The organism is Nocardioides sp. NPDC092400, assembly GCF_040684155.1.
Taxonomy (GTDB): Bacteria; Actinomycetota; Actinomycetes; order Propionibacteriales; family Nocardioidaceae; genus Nocardioides.
Genome location: NZ_JBFBFJ010000002.1, coordinates 315,199 through 329,731 on the forward strand (window position 1 = coordinate 315,199; position 14,533 = coordinate 329,731).

The 14,533-nt window shown below is 73.3% G+C and carries 13 protein-coding genes, 2 tRNA genes and 1 other RNA gene; 9 read left to right on the top strand and 7 right to left on the bottom strand.

Going from position 1 to position 14,533, the window contains the following annotated elements; genetic code table 11:
• Positions 1-48: 48 nt before the first annotated feature.
• A tRNA-Ser gene (locus AB0N29_RS09035) sits at positions 49-137 on the bottom strand.
• A gap of 106 nt (positions 138-243) precedes the next feature.
• Between AB0N29_RS09035 and ffs the strand changes: the two genes are divergently transcribed.
• The 7 genes from ffs (at position 244) to AB0N29_RS09070 (ending at position 6,916) form a co-directional block, all read left to right on the top strand.
• Positions 244-333: signal recognition particle sRNA small type (gene ffs, locus AB0N29_RS09040), an RNA gene on the top strand.
• A gap of 89 nt (positions 334-422) precedes the next feature.
• A complete protein-coding gene (locus AB0N29_RS09045) occupies positions 423-2,735 on the top strand; it encodes a DNA polymerase III subunit gamma and tau (protein WP_364865959.1) in 2,313 nt (770 codons plus the stop codon).
• Between the two features lie 96 nt (positions 2,736-2,831).
• Entirely contained in the window at positions 2,832-3,212 is a 381-nt protein-coding gene (locus AB0N29_RS09050; RefSeq protein WP_302269142.1) for a YbaB/EbfC family nucleoid-associated protein, read from the top strand.
• A 13-nt stretch (positions 3,213-3,225) separates the two neighbouring features.
• Positions 3,226-3,825: a recombination mediator RecR gene (recR, locus tag AB0N29_RS09055; protein WP_302269144.1), complete on the top strand. Its 600-nt coding sequence runs from the start codon at positions 3,226-3,228 to the stop codon at positions 3,823-3,825.
• Complete coding sequence (locus AB0N29_RS09060) at positions 3,818-4,564, top strand: DUF5063 domain-containing protein (protein ID WP_364865962.1); 747 nt, start codon at positions 3,818-3,820, stop codon at positions 4,562-4,564. The genes recR and AB0N29_RS09060 overlap by 8 nt, the downstream gene beginning before the upstream one ends.
• 40 nt (positions 4,565-4,604) lie before the next feature.
• A complete protein-coding gene (locus AB0N29_RS09065; protein WP_302269147.1) occupies positions 4,605-5,879 on the top strand; it encodes an aspartate kinase in 1,275 nt (424 codons plus the stop codon).
• Complete coding sequence (locus tag AB0N29_RS09070) at positions 5,876-6,916, top strand: aspartate-semialdehyde dehydrogenase (RefSeq protein WP_302269149.1); 1,041 nt, start codon at positions 5,876-5,878, stop codon at positions 6,914-6,916. Before AB0N29_RS09065 ends, AB0N29_RS09070 begins: the two co-directional genes overlap by 4 nt.
• A gap of 91 nt (positions 6,917-7,007) precedes the next feature.
• On the opposite strand, the gene AB0N29_RS09075 is transcribed toward AB0N29_RS09070, so the two are convergent.
• The 3 genes from AB0N29_RS09075 to AB0N29_RS09085 form a co-directional block, all read right to left on the bottom strand.
• The gene (locus AB0N29_RS09075) at positions 7,008-7,856 is read right to left on the bottom strand and encodes a hypothetical protein (RefSeq protein WP_364865965.1); all 849 of its coding nucleotides are present in this window, start codon (positions 7,854-7,856) and stop codon (positions 7,008-7,010) included.
• Positions 7,857-7,941: 85 nt separating this feature from the next.
• Positions 7,942-8,015 (bottom strand) — tRNA-Pro (locus AB0N29_RS09080).
• A 114-nt stretch (positions 8,016-8,129) separates the two neighbouring features.
• Positions 8,130-9,083, bottom strand: coding sequence for a metallophosphoesterase (locus AB0N29_RS09085; RefSeq protein WP_364865966.1), 954 nt, complete (start codon positions 9,081-9,083; stop codon positions 8,130-8,132).
• Between the two features lie 26 nt (positions 9,084-9,109).
• Here AB0N29_RS09085 and AB0N29_RS09090 point away from each other — a divergent pair, with 26 nt between their 5' ends.
• Positions 9,110-9,568 (top strand): GatB/YqeY domain-containing protein, encoded by a 459-nt coding sequence (locus tag AB0N29_RS09090; RefSeq protein WP_302269152.1) that lies wholly within the window; start codon positions 9,110-9,112, stop codon positions 9,566-9,568.
• 16 nt (positions 9,569-9,584) lie between these two features.
• Here the strand turns inward: AB0N29_RS09090 and AB0N29_RS09095 are convergent, their stop codons facing one another.
• The gene (locus AB0N29_RS09095) at positions 9,585-11,720 is read right to left on the bottom strand and encodes a transglycosylase domain-containing protein (protein WP_364865968.1); all 2,136 of its coding nucleotides are present in this window, start codon (positions 11,718-11,720) and stop codon (positions 9,585-9,587) included.
• 192 nt (positions 11,721-11,912) lie between these two features.
• Between AB0N29_RS09095 and AB0N29_RS09100 the strand changes: the two genes are divergently transcribed.
• Entirely contained in the window at positions 11,913-12,215 is a 303-nt protein-coding gene (locus tag AB0N29_RS09100; protein ID WP_364866847.1) for a WhiB family transcriptional regulator, read from the top strand.
• Between the two features lie 118 nt (positions 12,216-12,333).
• Here the strand turns inward: AB0N29_RS09100 and AB0N29_RS09105 are convergent, their stop codons facing one another.
• Both AB0N29_RS09105 and AB0N29_RS09110 read right to left on the bottom strand, forming a co-directional pair.
• Positions 12,334-13,500 (bottom strand): ArsA-related P-loop ATPase, encoded by a 1,167-nt coding sequence (locus tag AB0N29_RS09105; protein WP_364865971.1) that lies wholly within the window; start codon positions 13,498-13,500, stop codon positions 12,334-12,336.
• Entirely contained in the window at positions 13,497-14,498 is a 1,002-nt protein-coding gene (locus tag AB0N29_RS09110; protein WP_302269156.1) for an ArsA-related P-loop ATPase, read from the bottom strand. The genes AB0N29_RS09105 and AB0N29_RS09110 overlap by 4 nt, the downstream gene beginning before the upstream one ends.
• Positions 14,499-14,533: the final 35 nt, after the last annotated feature.

Genomic DNA, 14,533 nt, shown 5'->3' on the forward strand with positions numbered 1-14,533 from the left:
CCCCGGACGACGGACGGCGCCGCACCTTGCGGTGCGGCGCCGTCCGAGTGGCGGAGGATAGGGGATTCGAACCCCTGAGGGCTGTTAACCCAACCCGCTTTCCAAGCGAGCGCCATAGGCCACTAGGCGAATCCTCCGCGGAGGAGCGTACCGGTCACCTGCGACGCCGGTGAAATCCCCTCCGGGTGCGGGCGGTGCAGCCTGGTGTTGGTGACCTCGCGCCCCTCACCTAGACTGCGGGGCAACCCCCCGTGCGGCGGCATCTCGCCCAATCCCCCAGGGCCGGAAGGCAGCAAGGGCAAGTGAGCTCTGTCGGGTGCATGGGGGGCCTTTTCATGCCCGGGGGCCGATCCGGGGCGCGACGTCCCCCGGCGGGTCCGGCGGCCTGTCGGGATGTCGGCGCCGGTGGTTAGTGTTCTGGCGTGGAGTCACCCCTCGCGCTGTACCGCCGCTACCGGCCGGAGACGTTCCGTGAGGTCATCGGCCAGGACCACGTCACCGAGCCGCTGCGTGCGGCGCTGGCCAACAACCGGGTGAACCACGCCTACCTCTTCTCCGGCCCGCGCGGCTGCGGCAAGACCACGTCGGCACGGATCCTGGCCCGGGCGCTCAACTGCGAGCTCGCGCCGGTCGCCGACCCCTGCGGGCAGTGCGACAGCTGCCGGGACCTCGCCCGCGGCGGGCCGGGCTCGATCGACGTCATCGAGATCGACGCCGCCTCGCACGGCGGTGTGGACGACGCGCGCGACCTGCGGGAGAAGGCGTTCTTCGCGCCGGTGCGCAGCCGCTACAAGGTCTACATCATCGACGAGGCGCACATGGTGACCACGCAGGGCTTCAACGCCCTGCTCAAGCTGGTCGAGGAGCCGCCGCCCCACCTGCGGTTCATCTTCGCCACCACCGAGCCCGACAAGGTGCTGCCGACCATCCGGTCGCGGACCCACCACTACCCGTTCCGGCTGATCCCGCCGCGGCTGCTGTCCACCTACCTCTCCGAGCTGTGCGAGAAGGAAGGGGTCGCGATCGAGCCGGCGGCTCTGCCGCTGGTCGTCCGCGCCGGCGCCGGCTCTGCGCGCGACACGCTCTCGGTGCTCGACCAGCTCCTCGGCGGCGCCGGTCCGGGTGGCGTGACCCACCAGCTGGCCACCGGGCTGCTCGGCTACACCCCCGACACGCTGCTCGACGAGGTGGTCGAGGCGTTCGCCGCCGGCGACGGCGCAGCGGTGTTCGGGGTGGTCGACAAGGTGATCGAGACCGGCCAGGACCCCCGCCGGTTCACCGAGGACCTGCTGCGGCGGCTCCGCGACCTCGTCATCGTCGCCGCGGTCCCGGACGCGCCGGCTACCGGGCTCATCGACGTCTCCGAGGACCAGGGTGAGCGGCTGGTCGCGCAGGCGGCACGGTTCGGGGCCCACGACCTCAGCCGGGCCGCCGACATCGTGGCCACGGGCCTCACCGAGATGCGCGGGGCCACCGCGCCGCGCCTGCTGCTCGAGCTCATCTGCGCCCGGGTGCTGCTGCCGGGCGCCGACCACGCCGTCGAGGGCCTCGCGGCCCGCCTGGACCGGCTGGAGAAGCGGGTCTCGATCACCGGTGTGCCGACGGCCGCCGCCGCACCTCCGAGCACCCCCGTAGCCCCGGCTCAGGACCGGCCGGCGCCGCTCGCCCACGAGCCGGAGCCGGTGGTCCCGTCCCGTCCCGCGCCGCACGTCGCTCCCGCGACCACCGTCTCGCTGCCCGCGAGCCCGGAGCCGACTCCGACGCCCGAGCCGAGCCCGACGCCCGAGCCGAGCCCGACGCCCGAGCCGAGCCCGACGCCCGAGCCGAGCCCGACGCCCGAGCCGAGCCCGACGCCGGAGCCCACCCCGGTGCCGGAGCCCACCCCGGTGCCCGAGCCGACCCCGGTGCCCGAGCCGGCGCCCGTCCAGGAGTCGGCCGGCCCGACCCCGGCGACCCCGCCCGCGGCTGCGCCCGCAGCGGCGGAGCCGGGCGGTCTCACGCTCGTCGACGTGCGCCGGCTGTGGCCCGACATCGTCGAGGCGACCAAGCTGCGCCGCCGGGTCACCTGGATCCACCTGACGCAGAACGCCCAGGTCGTCGCCGTCGACGCCCGGACCCTCACGCTGGGGTTCGTCAACGCCGGGGCGCGCGACAGCTTCGACAACGGCGGCAGCGCGGAGATCGTGCGGCAGGCGGCGATCGACGTCGTCGGCGCGGACTGGCGGATCGAGACGATCGTCGACCCGGGCGCCCGCGCGGACGTCCCCCCGCCCCCGCCGCCGTCCGCCCCCACCGACCCGGCTCCCTGGGCCCAGCCGGGCCAGCCCACCGTGCCTGCGGTCCAGCCGGGGGCGCAGCCGGAGCCGGCGTTCCAGGAGGGACCGCCGCCGGGACAGGACGGCCCTCCGGCCTGGGCCGACGAGCCGACCGGCGCCGGCGGCGCCGGCGGCGCCGACAGGACCGCCGGGACCGAGCCGTCGTCCGCGGCTCCGCAGGCGGCGCCGCAGCCGCCGTCGCGCCCGGCCGCCGACCCCCAGTCGATCGCCGCCGCCCGGGCCCGCATCCAGCAGACGCGGACCGGCGGACCGGAGGCGCCGCGCGAGGAGGACCGGTACGACCCGGACGCCGACGCGCGCCCCGACGACCTCGACGCCGACCACGACGGGCTGGCCGGGGCGGACCTGCTCGAGCGCGAGCTCGGGGCGACGGTCATCGAGGAGATCCGGCACCAGTAGGCCGCCGACCCCGAGCGACCAGCGCCGCGCAAGACTGGACCGGGCAGCGAGCGCCCCCGACACCTCGCAAGCGACTCCCACAGGCAAGGACACCCGATGAGCCAGAACCCCTTCGACGCCCTCGGCGGCGGCGGACTCGACATGAACGCCCTCCTCCAGCAGGCCCAGCAGATGCAGGAGCAGCTGCAGGCCGCCCAGCAGCGGCTCGCCGACACCACCGTGCAGGGCTCGGTGGCCGGCGGTGCGGTGAGCGTGGAGGTCAACGGCGTCGGCGACCTCGTCGGGCTCTCCATCCAGCCCGGGACCGTCGACGGGGACGACGCCGAGAGCCTCGGTGACCTCTCGGACCTGGTGGTCGCGGCGTACCGCGACGCCAAGGCGCAGGCCGACGCGCTCGCCGGCGAGGCGCTCGGCCCGCTGGCCGGCGGCGGCGCGGGACCCGGCGAGGGCGGCCCGCTGGGCCAGCTCGGCTTCTAGGGGACGTCCGCACTTGTACGAGGGTGTCGTCCAGGACCTGATCGACGAGCTCGGCCGGCTGCCGGGCGTGGGTCCCAAGAGCGCGCAGCGGATCGCCTTCCACCTGCTGCAGGCCGACCCGGTCGACGTCCGCCGCCTCGCGGACGTCCTGATCGAGGTCAAGGCGAAGGTGAAGTTCTGCTCGGTGTGCTTCAACGTCTCCGAGGACGAGCGGTGCCGCATCTGCCGCGACCCCCGGCGCGACCCGTCGGTGCTGTGCGTCGTCGAGGAGTACAAGGACGTCGTCGCCATCGAGCGGACCCGGGAGTTCCGGGGTCGTTACCACGTGCTCGGCGGGGCGATCTCGCCGATCGACGGCATCGGGCCCGAGCAGCTGCACATCCGTGAGCTGATGCAGCGGCTGGCCGACGGCGCGATCACCGAGACGATCCTCGCGACCGACCCGAACCTCGAGGGCGAGGCCACGGCGACGTACCTCACCCGGATGCTGAAGCCGCTCGGCTTGCGCGTGACGCGGTTGGCGAGTGGACTTCCGGTCGGTGGGGACCTTGAGTACGCCGACGAGGTCACCCTCGGACGAGCATTCGCGGGAAGGCGGAGCGCAGATGACTGACCAGCAGACGACCGGCGGGCCGGACCCGACCACGCTGCTCGAGCAGGCGGTCCTGGCCGGCGCGCTGCCGCCGATGGACGAGCACCCCATCGACGTCGACAAGGCGCTCGCCGAGCTCGCCCGGCCGCTCCCCGGCGCCGCCGCCGCGGTCGCCCGGGTCGACGTCGCCACCCAGGACCTCGCCCAGCAGGTCGCCGACTCCGCAGCGAGCTTCCTGCTCGCGCTGCGCGAGATCTCCCGGGACGCCGAGGGCGGTGGCCGGGCGATCAGCCTGCTGCTGCTCGAGATCAGCCAGGTGCTGCTGGCCGGGGCCCGCCTCGGTGCCCAGCGCGACTTCACCCCGCGTGCGGCGTACCAGCCCGACGTCGGCCCGGAGACCGACCTCGACCCGATGCGGATGCGGCTCGCCGCGATCCTCGAGCCGGTCGACACCTACAGCCTGGTCTTCGACCCCTACGACCCCGAGGTCGTCGAGAGCCAGCTCTCCGACGACCTCACCAGCATCGCCAGCGACCTCGAGACCGGCCTGCGGCACTTCCGCCAGGGCAACTCCGAGGAGGCGCTGTGGTGGTGGCAGTTCTCCTACGTCTCCTCCTGGGGGAACCTGGCCGGTGCGGCGCTCAACGCGCTGCTCTCGGTGGTCTCCCACGACCGCCTCGACCACGAGGTGCCCGGCGAGGACGACGTGCTGGCGGCGGCCGATGAGATGCTCGGCGGGGGCGTCCGCACCGCTCGGTAGACTCGGCCGCGCCTTTCCCCCTACTCCCGAGGACGTCGTCGTGGGCATTGTCGTGCAGAAGTACGGCGGATCGTCGGTCGCCGACGCCGCCGGCATCAAGCGGGTCGCCCAGCGCATCGTCAACACCCGCAAGGCCGGCCACGACGTGGTCGTCGTAGTCTCCGCGATGGGGGACACCACCGACGAGCTGCGCGACCTCGCCGAGCAGGTCTCGCCGCTGCCGCCGCCGCGTGAGCTGGACATGCTGCTGACCGCCGGCGAGCGGATCTCGATGGCGCTCGTCGCGATGGCCATCGCCCAGCTGGGCCACAAGGCGCAGTCGTTCACCGGCTCGCAGGCCGGCGTGATCACCGACTCCGCCCACGGCAAGGCCAAGATCATCGACATCACGCCCGGCCGGATCGAGGCCGCGATCCGCGACGGGGCGATCGCGATCGTCGCGGGCTTCCAGGGCGTCTCGCAGGACACCAAGGACATCACCACCCTGGGTCGCGGCGCCTCCGACACCACTGCCGTCGCGCTGGCCGCCGCCCTCGGGGCCGACGTGTGCGAGATCTACAGCGACGTCGACGGTGTCTTCACCGCCGACCCGCGGATCGTCCCCGCGGCGCGCAAGCTCGACCGGGTCTCCACCGAGGAGATGCTCGAGATGGCGGCGTCCGGCGCGAAGATCCTCCACCTGCGGTGCGTCGAGTACGCCCGCCGCTACAACATGCCGGTCCACGTCCGGTCCTCCTTCTCCCAGAAGGAGGGGACCTGGATCATCCCCGAGCCCCGAGAGGGAGAAGAGCCCATGGAGCAGGCGATCATCTCCGGCGTCGCGCACGACCGCAGCGAGGCCAAGATCACCGTGGTCGGCGTGCCCGACAAGGTGGGCGAGGCGGCTCGGATCTTCGAGACGCTGGCCGCGACCGAGGTCAACATCGACATGGTCGTGCAGAACGTCTCGGCGGCCGCCACCGGCCTCACCGACATCTCCTTCACCCTGCCCCGCACCGACGGCCAGGCCGCCATGGGTGCGCTGGCGCGGATCCAGGACGAGGTCGGGTACGAGAAGCTGCTCTATGACGACCAGATCGGCAAGGTCTCGCTGATCGGCGCCGGGATGCGCTCGCACCCGGGCATCACCGCGAAGTTCTTCGCCTCCCTCGCCTCGGCCGGGGTGAACATCGAGATGATCTCCACCTCGGAGATCCGGATCTCGGTGATCGTCGACGAGGCGCAGGTCGACGAGGCCGTGCGCGCCACGCACACGGCGTTCGACCTCGACGCCGACGAGGTCGAGGCCGTCGTGTACGGCGGTACCGGCCGATGACCGCGATCGGGATCGTCGGCGCCACCGGCCAGGTCGGCGTCGCCATGCGCCAGATCCTCGAGGAGCGGGGCTTCCCGGCCGACGAGGTCCGCTTCTTCGCCTCGGCCCGCTCGGCGGGGACGGTCCTGCCGTTCGCCGGCCGCGAGGTGACCGTCGAGGACGCCTCCACCGCCGACCCGTCCGGGCTCGACATCGCCCTGTTCTCCGCGGGCGCGACCACCTCGCGCGCGCTCGCCCCGGCCTTCGCCGAGGCCGGCGTGGTCGTCGTCGACAACTCCTCGGCGTTCCGCAAGGACCCCGACATCCCGCTGGTCGTCTCGGAGGTCAACCCCGACGCGATGCAGCCGGTGCTCGACGCCGGCCGGGGCATCATCGCCAACCCGAACTGCACCACGATGGCCGCGATGCCGGTCCTCAAGCCGCTGCACGACGAGGCCGGGCTGGTCCGGATGATCGCCTCGACCTACCAGGCCGTCTCCGGCTCCGGCGTCGCCGGGGTCGAGGAGCTGGCCACCCAGGTGCTGGCGGCCGGCGAGAAGGCCCGCGAGCTCGCCTACGACGGCGAGGCCGTCGCGTTCCCCGAGCCGCAGAAGTACGCGCGGCCGATCGCCTACAACGTCCTGCCGATGGCCGGCTCGCTCGTCGACGACGGCTCGCACGAGACCGACGAGGAGCAGAAGCTGCGCAACGAGTCGCGCAAGATCCTCGGCATCCCCGACCTCCGGGTCTCGGGCATCTGCGTGCGCGTGCCGGTCTTCACCGGGCACTCGCTGGCGCTGAACGTGGAGTTCGAGCGGGCCATGACGGTCGAGCGCGCCCGTGAGCTGCTCGCCGGTGCGCCCGGTGTCGAGCTCGCCGACATCCCGACGCCGCTCCAGGCGGCCGGCAAGGACCCGTCGTACGTCGGTCGCCTCCGGCAGGACCCGGGCGTCGACGGCGACCGCGGGCTCGCGCTGTTCATCTCCAACGACAACCTGCGCAAGGGTGCGGCCCTCAACACCGTCCAGATCGCCGAGCTGGTCGTCGCCGCCCGCTGACGGCCTCCGACAGCACGAACGCCTCCGACCCTCGGGTCGGAGGCGTTCGTCGTCGTGGCGGCGTCCCGGCCGGGACCGGCTCGCGCGCGACTCAGTCGGCGTCGGTCTCGACGAAGGTCGTGGTGACCCAGTGGGAGAGCGCGAAACAGCCCACGGCGAGCAGCGGGATCACGATGACCATCGTCCAGCTGAAGAGCACCTCGATGAGGAACAGCAGGACGAGGACGGTGAGCAGGCCGACCGCGAGGAAGCTGGTGGAGCCGGGGTCGGCCACGCGGAACGCCTTGAGCAGGGCGGAGCCCGCCAGCACCATCGCCACCAGGATCGCGAGGAGGAGCAGGAAGCCGGGGTTGCCGCAGGAGCTGGTGCCCTGCGCGACCTCGCAGGCCCGCAGGCCGGCCCAGGTCAGCGCGACGGTGCCGAGGCCGACGAGCGCCCCGACGAGGCAGGCGGCGGCCATGCCGGTGACGAACGGCTCCCAGGGCTCGCGCGGCGCGGCGGGCTGCTCGGGCTCCTGCTCGGCCGGGGCGTGGTCGGCCGGCTCACGGAGGGCCTGCTCGACGAAGAGCGGCGGGGCGGGCTCGGCGGGCGGCGGCGGGCTCGCGGGTGTCGAGACCGGCACCCGCCGCGCGACGGGCTCCCGCACGGGCTCCCGGACCGGCGGGGCGGCCGGGGGCTCCACGACCGGCTCCCTGACCGGCTCCGGGGCCGGCTCGGGCTCCACGACGGGCGCCGGCGCCGCCACGGGCGGCACCGCTGCGGTGGGCGTCTGGTCCGGCTCGACGACGGGCACGTCGACCAGCGTCGGCTCGGCGTCCGCACGGTCCTCGACCTGCGGGGGCACCACCTCGGCGGGCCGCTCGTCCTTCTGCCGGCGCTTGCGACCGAACAGGCGGGGCGGCTCCAGGCTCGGAGCGTCCTTGTCGCGGTCCTCAGTCATGCCCGCCAGTCTGTCACGCGGCGAGGGCCGGGGAACGGCGAAGGACCCGGATCCCAGGTGTTCCTGGGTTCCGGGCCCTCTGCTGTCGGGCTGACAGGATTTGAACCTGCGGCCTCCTCGTCCCGAACGAGGCGCGCTACCAAGCTGCGCCACAGCCCGATCCGCGAGTCCGGGATCACCGGGCTCACGAGCACCGGAGCATACCGGAGCACCGCCGGCCGGCCCCAATCGGGCCGGTGGTGGCCGCCACGTGACCTCCAGGTGACCGCCACCTCAGCGGCGGGGGGCCTCCTGCGGCACCAGCGTGAGCAGGGTGGCCTCCGGGCGGCAGGCGACGCGGAACCGGACGTAGGGGCTGGTGCCCAGGCCCGCGCTCACGTGCAGCCAGGCCGAGCCGGGGTCGCCGGGCCGGGAGTCCGCGGGGTGGCGGTGCAGGCCCCGGGCGCGGGCCGGCTCGAGGTCGCAGTTCGTGGTGAGGGCGCGCCCGCCCGGCAGGCACACCTGGCCGCCGTGGGTGTGCCCGGCGAGGACGGCGTCGCAGTCGTCGGTCGCGAAGGCGTCCAGGACCCGCAGGTACGGCGCGTGCGCGACGCCGAGGCGGACGTCGGCGTGCCGGTCAGCGCCCGCCACCCCCGTGACGTCGTCGAGGCGGTCGTAGCCCAGGTGCGGGTCGTCGACGCCGGCGAAGCCGAACGTCGTGCCACCCACGGCCAGCGTGCCGGTGCGGTTGGTCAGGTCCAGCCAGCCCGCGCCGGTGAAGGCGCCGGCGAGGTCTCGCCAGGGCAGCTGGGGGGTGTCCGTGTGGCGGCGACCGTCGTCGGGCAGCAGGTAGCGCACGGGGTTGCGCATCGTCGGCTCGAAGTAGTCGTTGGAGCCCATCACGAAGACGCCCGGCACGGCGAGCAGCGGGGCGAGCGCGTCGAGCAGCGGGCCCACGCTGTCGCGGTGCGCCAGGTTGTCGCCGGTGTCCACCACGAGGTCGGGGCGGAGGTCGGCGAGGCCCGCGATCCACTCCAGCTTGCGGCGCTGCCCCGGCGTCACGTGCAGGTCGCTGAGGTGGAGCACCCGCAGCGGGCGGTGCCCCGGCGGCAGCAGCGGCACCTCCACCCGCCGCAGGACGTAGGCCCGCGCCTCGCACGCGGCGTACGTCGCCAGGCCGGCGCCGAGGAGCGCGCCCGCCCCCGTCACGGCGGCCAGCGAGCGGCCTGCGGCAGGGAGCGGGCTCATCTGCGCAAGGCTGCCACAATGACCCCATGAGCCAGCTCAAGGACCGCCTGCGCACCGACCTGACCACCGCGATGAAGGCGCGTGACGAGCTGCGCTCCTCCACCCTGCGGATGGTGCTCACGGCCGTCACCAACGCCGAGGTGGCCGGCAAGGTGCAGCGCGAGCTGAGCGACGAGGAGGTCGTCGGGGTGCTCTCCAGCGAGGCGAAGAAGCGCCGCGAGGCCGCCATCGCCTTCGACGACGGTGGGCGCACCGACATGGCCGCCAAGGAGCGCGCCGAGGCGAAGGTCCTGGCCGACTACCTGCCCGAGCAGCTCTCGGTGGAGGAGATCTCGCGGATCGTCACCGAGGCGGTGGAGTCCACCGGCGCCGCCGGCGAGGGGATGAAGGCCATGGGCAAGGTCATGGGCGTCGTGCAGCCGCAGGTCAAGGGCCGCGCCGACGGTGCCGCGGTCGCCGCGGAGGTACGCCGCCAGCTCGGCTGACGGCGTACCCGCCGGGTCACTCGTCGAAGTCGTCGTCCCCGAAGTCGTCGTCCCCGAAGTCGTCGCTGGTGGAGTAGGTCGTCGTCGACGACGGCGGGACGAACGACTCGACCGGCAGCTCGTCGAGGATCCCGCGCATCGCGCCGCCCCAGACCGGTGCCGCGTACGTCGAGCCGGAGGCGCCGTAGATCGTCGTCGGGCCGGTGCTGACGCCCTCGAGGCTCAGCGGCGTGCCCGACTCGTTCGCGCCGGCGATCATCGCGGCGGCGGCCATGTTCGGGGTGTAGCCCACGAACCACACGGCCTGGCCGTTCTGCGTCGTGCCGGTCTTGCCGGCGGCGTCGCGGCCGAGGGCCTGGGCGGAGGCGAAGCCGCCCTCGATGACGCCGCGGAGGATGTCGTTGACTGCGTCGGCGGTGGTCTCCTCCATCACCTGCTGGCACTCCGGCTCGTACTCCTTGAGCACGTTGCCGCGGGCGTCCTCGATGGCGGTGACCGGGTGGGCGTCGCAGTGCAGACCCCGCGCCGCGAAGGTCGCGTAGGCCTCGGCCATCTCCAGCGGGCTGGCGTCGGGGATGCCCAGCACGAACGTCGGGACCCGCTCCGGCAGGCCGTCGCCCTTGCCCTCGGGGTTGGTCAGGTCGACGCCCATGGCCTTGGCGAGCTCGTAGGGCTCGCAGATGCCGGTGCGCTGCTCGAGCTGGGCGAAGAAGGTGTTCACCGACTCGCGGGTGCCGGTGTACATGTCCTTGTAGCCCGACGTCGTCGAGTTGCCGACCGACCAGGTGCCGTACCCGTAGGGCTCGCCGTCGCAGTCCTCGTAGGCCGACTCCGGGATCTCCATCTGCTCGGGGGAGTTGAAGCCGGTGTTGGTGGGCAGGCCCTGCTCGATCGCCGCGGCGAGCACGAAGACCTTGAACGTCGAGCCGGGCTGGAAGCCCGAGGAGCCGCCGTACTTGTTGTTGACGACGTAGTTCAGGTACGTCTGCCCCTGGGACCGGTCGGCGCCCATCGGCCGGGACTGGGCGATCGCGCGGACCTTGCCCGTGCCCGGCTCGACCATGGCGAGACCGCCGATCGCCTGGGACTCGGGGTAGACCGCGCTGGTGACCGACTCGTCGGCCGCCGCCTGCGCCTGCAGGTCGATGGTGGTGCGGATCGTGAGCCCGCCGGAGAAGATCAGCTCCCGGCGCTGCTTGGCGTTCTTGCCGAGCGAGGGGTCCTTGAGCAGGTAGTTGAGCAGGTAGTCGCAGAAGAACGGCGCCCGGGCGTTGACGCAGCCGTTGGGCGTGGTCTGGGTGTCCAGGCCGAGCTTCTGCTTCTTGATCTTGTCGACCCGCTTCTCCTTGACGATGCCGAGCTGGGCCATCCGGTCCAGCACCACGTTGCGCCGCTCGAGGGCGCGGTCGGGGGAGTTGGTGGGGTCGTAGCCGGTGGGGTTCTTCACCAGGCCGGCGAGCAGCGAGGACTGCTTGAGGTTCAGGTCCGAGGCGTTGACGCCGAAGTAGTGGCGCGCGGCGGCCTGGATGCCGAAGGCGCCGTCGCCGAAGTAGGCGGTGTTGAGGTAGCGCTCCAGGATCCAGTCCTTGCTGTGGCGCTGCTCCAGCGCGACGGCGTACCGCAGCTCGCGCAGCTTGCGCGCGTAGCTGTCGTCGGTCGCCTCCTGGCGCTCCTTCTTGGTCTTCGCCTGGTCGACGAGGGTGAGCTTGACCAGCTGCTGGGTGATCGACGAGCCACCCTGCACGACGCCGGAGTTGGCCTGGTTGGTGATGAACGCGCGCAGCGTGCCCTTCAGGTCCAGGGCGCCGTGCTGGTAGAAGCGGTAGTCCTCGATCGCGACGATCGCCTTGACCATCGTCCGCGACACGTCGGCGAGCTGGACGTTGACGCGGTTCTGGTCGTAGAGCGTGGCGATGGTCTCGCCGTCCTCGTCGAGGACCTGGGTCCGCTGGGCGAGCGCCTCGGTCTCCAGCTCCGCGGGCAGCTGGTCCATGGTCTCGGCGACGTTCTTGGCCCCGATGCCGACCACGCCGGCGAACGGGATCGCCAGCCCGGCGACCACCACGCCCAGGACGGCCGCGACGGCGAGCATGACGCCGAGGTGGGAGGCGACCTTGGCCGGGGTCAGGTGCTCGGGGCGCTGCTCGCTCATGGCACCAGGCTACGCGAGCACGCGAACACCCCAGGCGCGCCTGACATCGGAGCACTAGTCATTTCGGACTATGCCACTTGGGCTGAACGTGTCTGTACCGGTTCCGCCCGTGGGCTTTACCTTGGAGGCCGAGGGGACATCCCAGGTAGGCGTCATGGGGACGCGCACCTATCTCGGAACAGATGTGGGGACATCATGTGGGTTGAGGACTGGACGCCGCGCGCTGCCTGCAGGTCGGCGCAGCCGGACCAGCTGTTCGTGCGCGGAGCCGAGCAGAACAAGGCCAAGCAGCTGTGCGCCGGGTGCCCCGTGCGCACCGAGTGCCTCGCGGAGGCGCTCGACAACCAGATCGAGTGGGGCGTCTGGGGTGGCATGACCGAGCGCGAGCGCCGGGCCCTGCTGCGCCGCCGCCCGAACGCCTCGTGGCGCTCGGTGCTGGAGACCGCCCGCGAGCAGTCGGCCACCGTGCCGGCCGCCCGCACCGCCTCCGTCTGAGGAGTACGGCGCGCGCGGCGCCGGGCCCTGACTTCTCAGGGGATCCCGGCGCTTCTCAGGGGATGCAACCCCTGAGGTGTGCCGGTTTCCCCGGGGGGCCGGGGAATCCGGCAGCCGCTCAGCCGCCCGCGAGCAGCCCGGCGACCCGGCGCAGCCCGTCGAGGTCGTGCACGTCGCCGGGCAGGGCGGGCACGACGGCCGTGGCGACGTGCGGGTGCGCCGCGGCGAACCGCTCGCGCAGCACCGCCTCGCGCTCGACCATCCGGGTGCGGTCGGCGTGCAGCCGCAGCAGTCCCGCGGTCAGCGACGTCGGGTCCACCGCGCGCAGCCGCGCCGCAGCGGCCATCGCCTCGTCGGCCGACACCGTGCCCTGGGGCGCGGGGCTGGCCCGGTTGACGACCAGCCCGGCCAGGGGCATCCGGTCCTCGCCGAGGCGCTCGACGAAGTACGCCGCCTCGCGCAGCGCGTCCGGCTCCGGCGCGGCCACCACGAGGAAGGCCGTCTCCTCGGCCTGCAGCAGCGCGTAGGTCTTCTGCGCGCGGGCCCGGAACCCGCCGAAGACGGTGTCCAGCGCGGCGACGAAGGTCTGCAGGTCGCGCAGCACCTGTCCGCCGAGGATTTTGGTGAGCGCGTTGGTGATCAGCCCGAACCCGGCGGTCATCAGCTTCGCCGGCCCGCGCGCGGGGGCCAGCATCAGCCGGATGAACCGACCGTCGAGGAAGCTCGAGAGCCGCTCGGGGGCGTCGAGGAAGTCCAGCGCGGAGCGCGAGGGCGGGGTGTCGACGACGATCAGGTCGTAGGTCCCCGACTGCCGGGCGTCGGCGTGGATCTGACCGAGCTTCTCCATCGCCATGTACTCCTGCGTGCCCGCGAACGAGCTCGACAGCGCGATGTAGAAGGGGTTCTCCAGGATCTGCCGGGCCTTCTCCGGCGTCGCCTGGCTGAGCACGACCTCGTCGAAGGTCCGCTTCATGTCCAGCATCATCGCGTCGAGTCGGCCACCCGCCGCGGGGTCGACCCCGGCGACCGGCCGCGGCGTGTTGTCGAGCATCTCGATGCCCATCGACTGCGCGAGGCGGCGCGCGGGGTCGATGGTCAGCACGACGACCTTCCGGCCGCGCTCGGCCGCGCGCAGGGCCAGCGCCGCGGAGGTGGTGGTCTTGCCGACGCCGCCGGAGCCGCAGCACACGATGATCCCGGTCCCGCGGTCGTCGAGGAGCGCGTCGACGTCCAGCGCGCCGGCGGCGCGGCTGCTCAGCGGCCCGACCCGCGTGCGCGCGCTCACGCCAGCCCCTGGGCGCGCAGCTCGCCGGCCAGCTCGTAGAGCCCGCCGAGGTCGACCCCGCCCGGCAGGCGCGGCAGCTCGTAGGAGGGTCGGTCCAGCTCGGCCACCACCGCCCGCTGGCTGTCCTCGAGGGCGCGGCGCTCGGCGTGGTCGTGGGCTTCGGCGAGCAGCCCGTCGACGAGGTCGTCGGTGGCGGCGAGCCCGGCGGTGGCCAGGTCCGCGGCGACCCGGCCGCGGTCCAGCGTGCCGGCCCGGGCGGCGGCGAGGTCCTCGGCGTCGAGGTCGCGCGGGCGGACCAGGTTGACCACGACGCCGCCGACCGGCAGCTGCGCGGCCTCCAGCTCGGCGATCCCGTCGACGGTCTCCTGCACCGGCATCTCCTCCAGCACGGTCACCAGGTGCACCGCGGTCCGCGGCGACCGGAAGAGGGTCATCATCGTGTCGGCCTGGTTCTTGACCGGGCCGACCTTGGCCAGCCCGGCGAGCTCGTCGCTGACGTTGAGGAACTGCACGATCCGGCCGGTCGGCGGGGCGTCGAGCACGACCGCGTCGTACTGCGTGGCGCCCTTGTTGCGGCTGTTGCGCTGCACCGCCTCGAAGACCTTGCCGGTCAGCAGCACGTCGCGGACGCCGGGGGCGATGGTGGTCGCGAACTCGATGACCCCGAACCGGTCGAGCGCCCGGCCGGCCCGGCCGAGCTTGTAGTACATCGAGAGGTACTCCAGCAGCGCCGCCTCCGGGTCGATGTGGAGGGCGTGCACCACGCCGGGGAGCGCTCCGGTGGCGTCGGGAAGGCCCGTGGCGATCCGGCGCTCGGCGTACGGCAGCGGGTCGACGTCGAACATCCGGGCGATGCCCTGGCGCCCCTCGACCTCGCACAGCAGCACGTTGCGCCCGGAGGAGGCGAGCGCGAGGGCGAGGGCGGCCGCGACGGTCGACTTGCCGGTGCCGCCCTTCCCGGTCACCACGTGCAGCTGCACCCGCGGCCAGTCGGTCATGGGGGCGAGCGTAGCCAGCGGCCGGCAGCACGGGT

Coding starts and splice junctions, on each gene's coding strand:
- AB0N29_RS09060 (WP_364865962.1), top strand. CDS start 3,818: ATGACTGACCAGCAGACGACCGGCGGGCCGGACCCGACCACGCTGCTC.
- AB0N29_RS09110 (WP_302269156.1), bottom strand. CDS start 14,498: ATGACCGACTGGCCGCGGGTGCAGCTGCACGTGGTGACCGGGAAGGGC.
- AB0N29_RS09050 (WP_302269142.1), top strand. CDS start 2,832: ATGAGCCAGAACCCCTTCGACGCCCTCGGCGGCGGCGGACTCGACATG.
- AB0N29_RS09070 (WP_302269149.1), top strand. CDS start 5,876: ATGACCGCGATCGGGATCGTCGGCGCCACCGGCCAGGTCGGCGTCGCC.
- AB0N29_RS09085 (WP_364865966.1), bottom strand. CDS start 9,083: ATGAGCCCGCTCCCTGCCGCAGGCCGCTCGCTGGCCGCCGTGACGGGG.
- AB0N29_RS09090 (WP_302269152.1), top strand. CDS start 9,110: ATGAGCCAGCTCAAGGACCGCCTGCGCACCGACCTGACCACCGCGATG.
- AB0N29_RS09095 (WP_364865968.1), bottom strand. CDS start 11,720: ATGAGCGAGCAGCGCCCCGAGCACCTGACCCCGGCCAAGGTCGCCTCC.
- AB0N29_RS09075 (WP_364865965.1), bottom strand. CDS start 7,856: ATGACTGAGGACCGCGACAAGGACGCTCCGAGCCTGGAGCCGCCCCGC.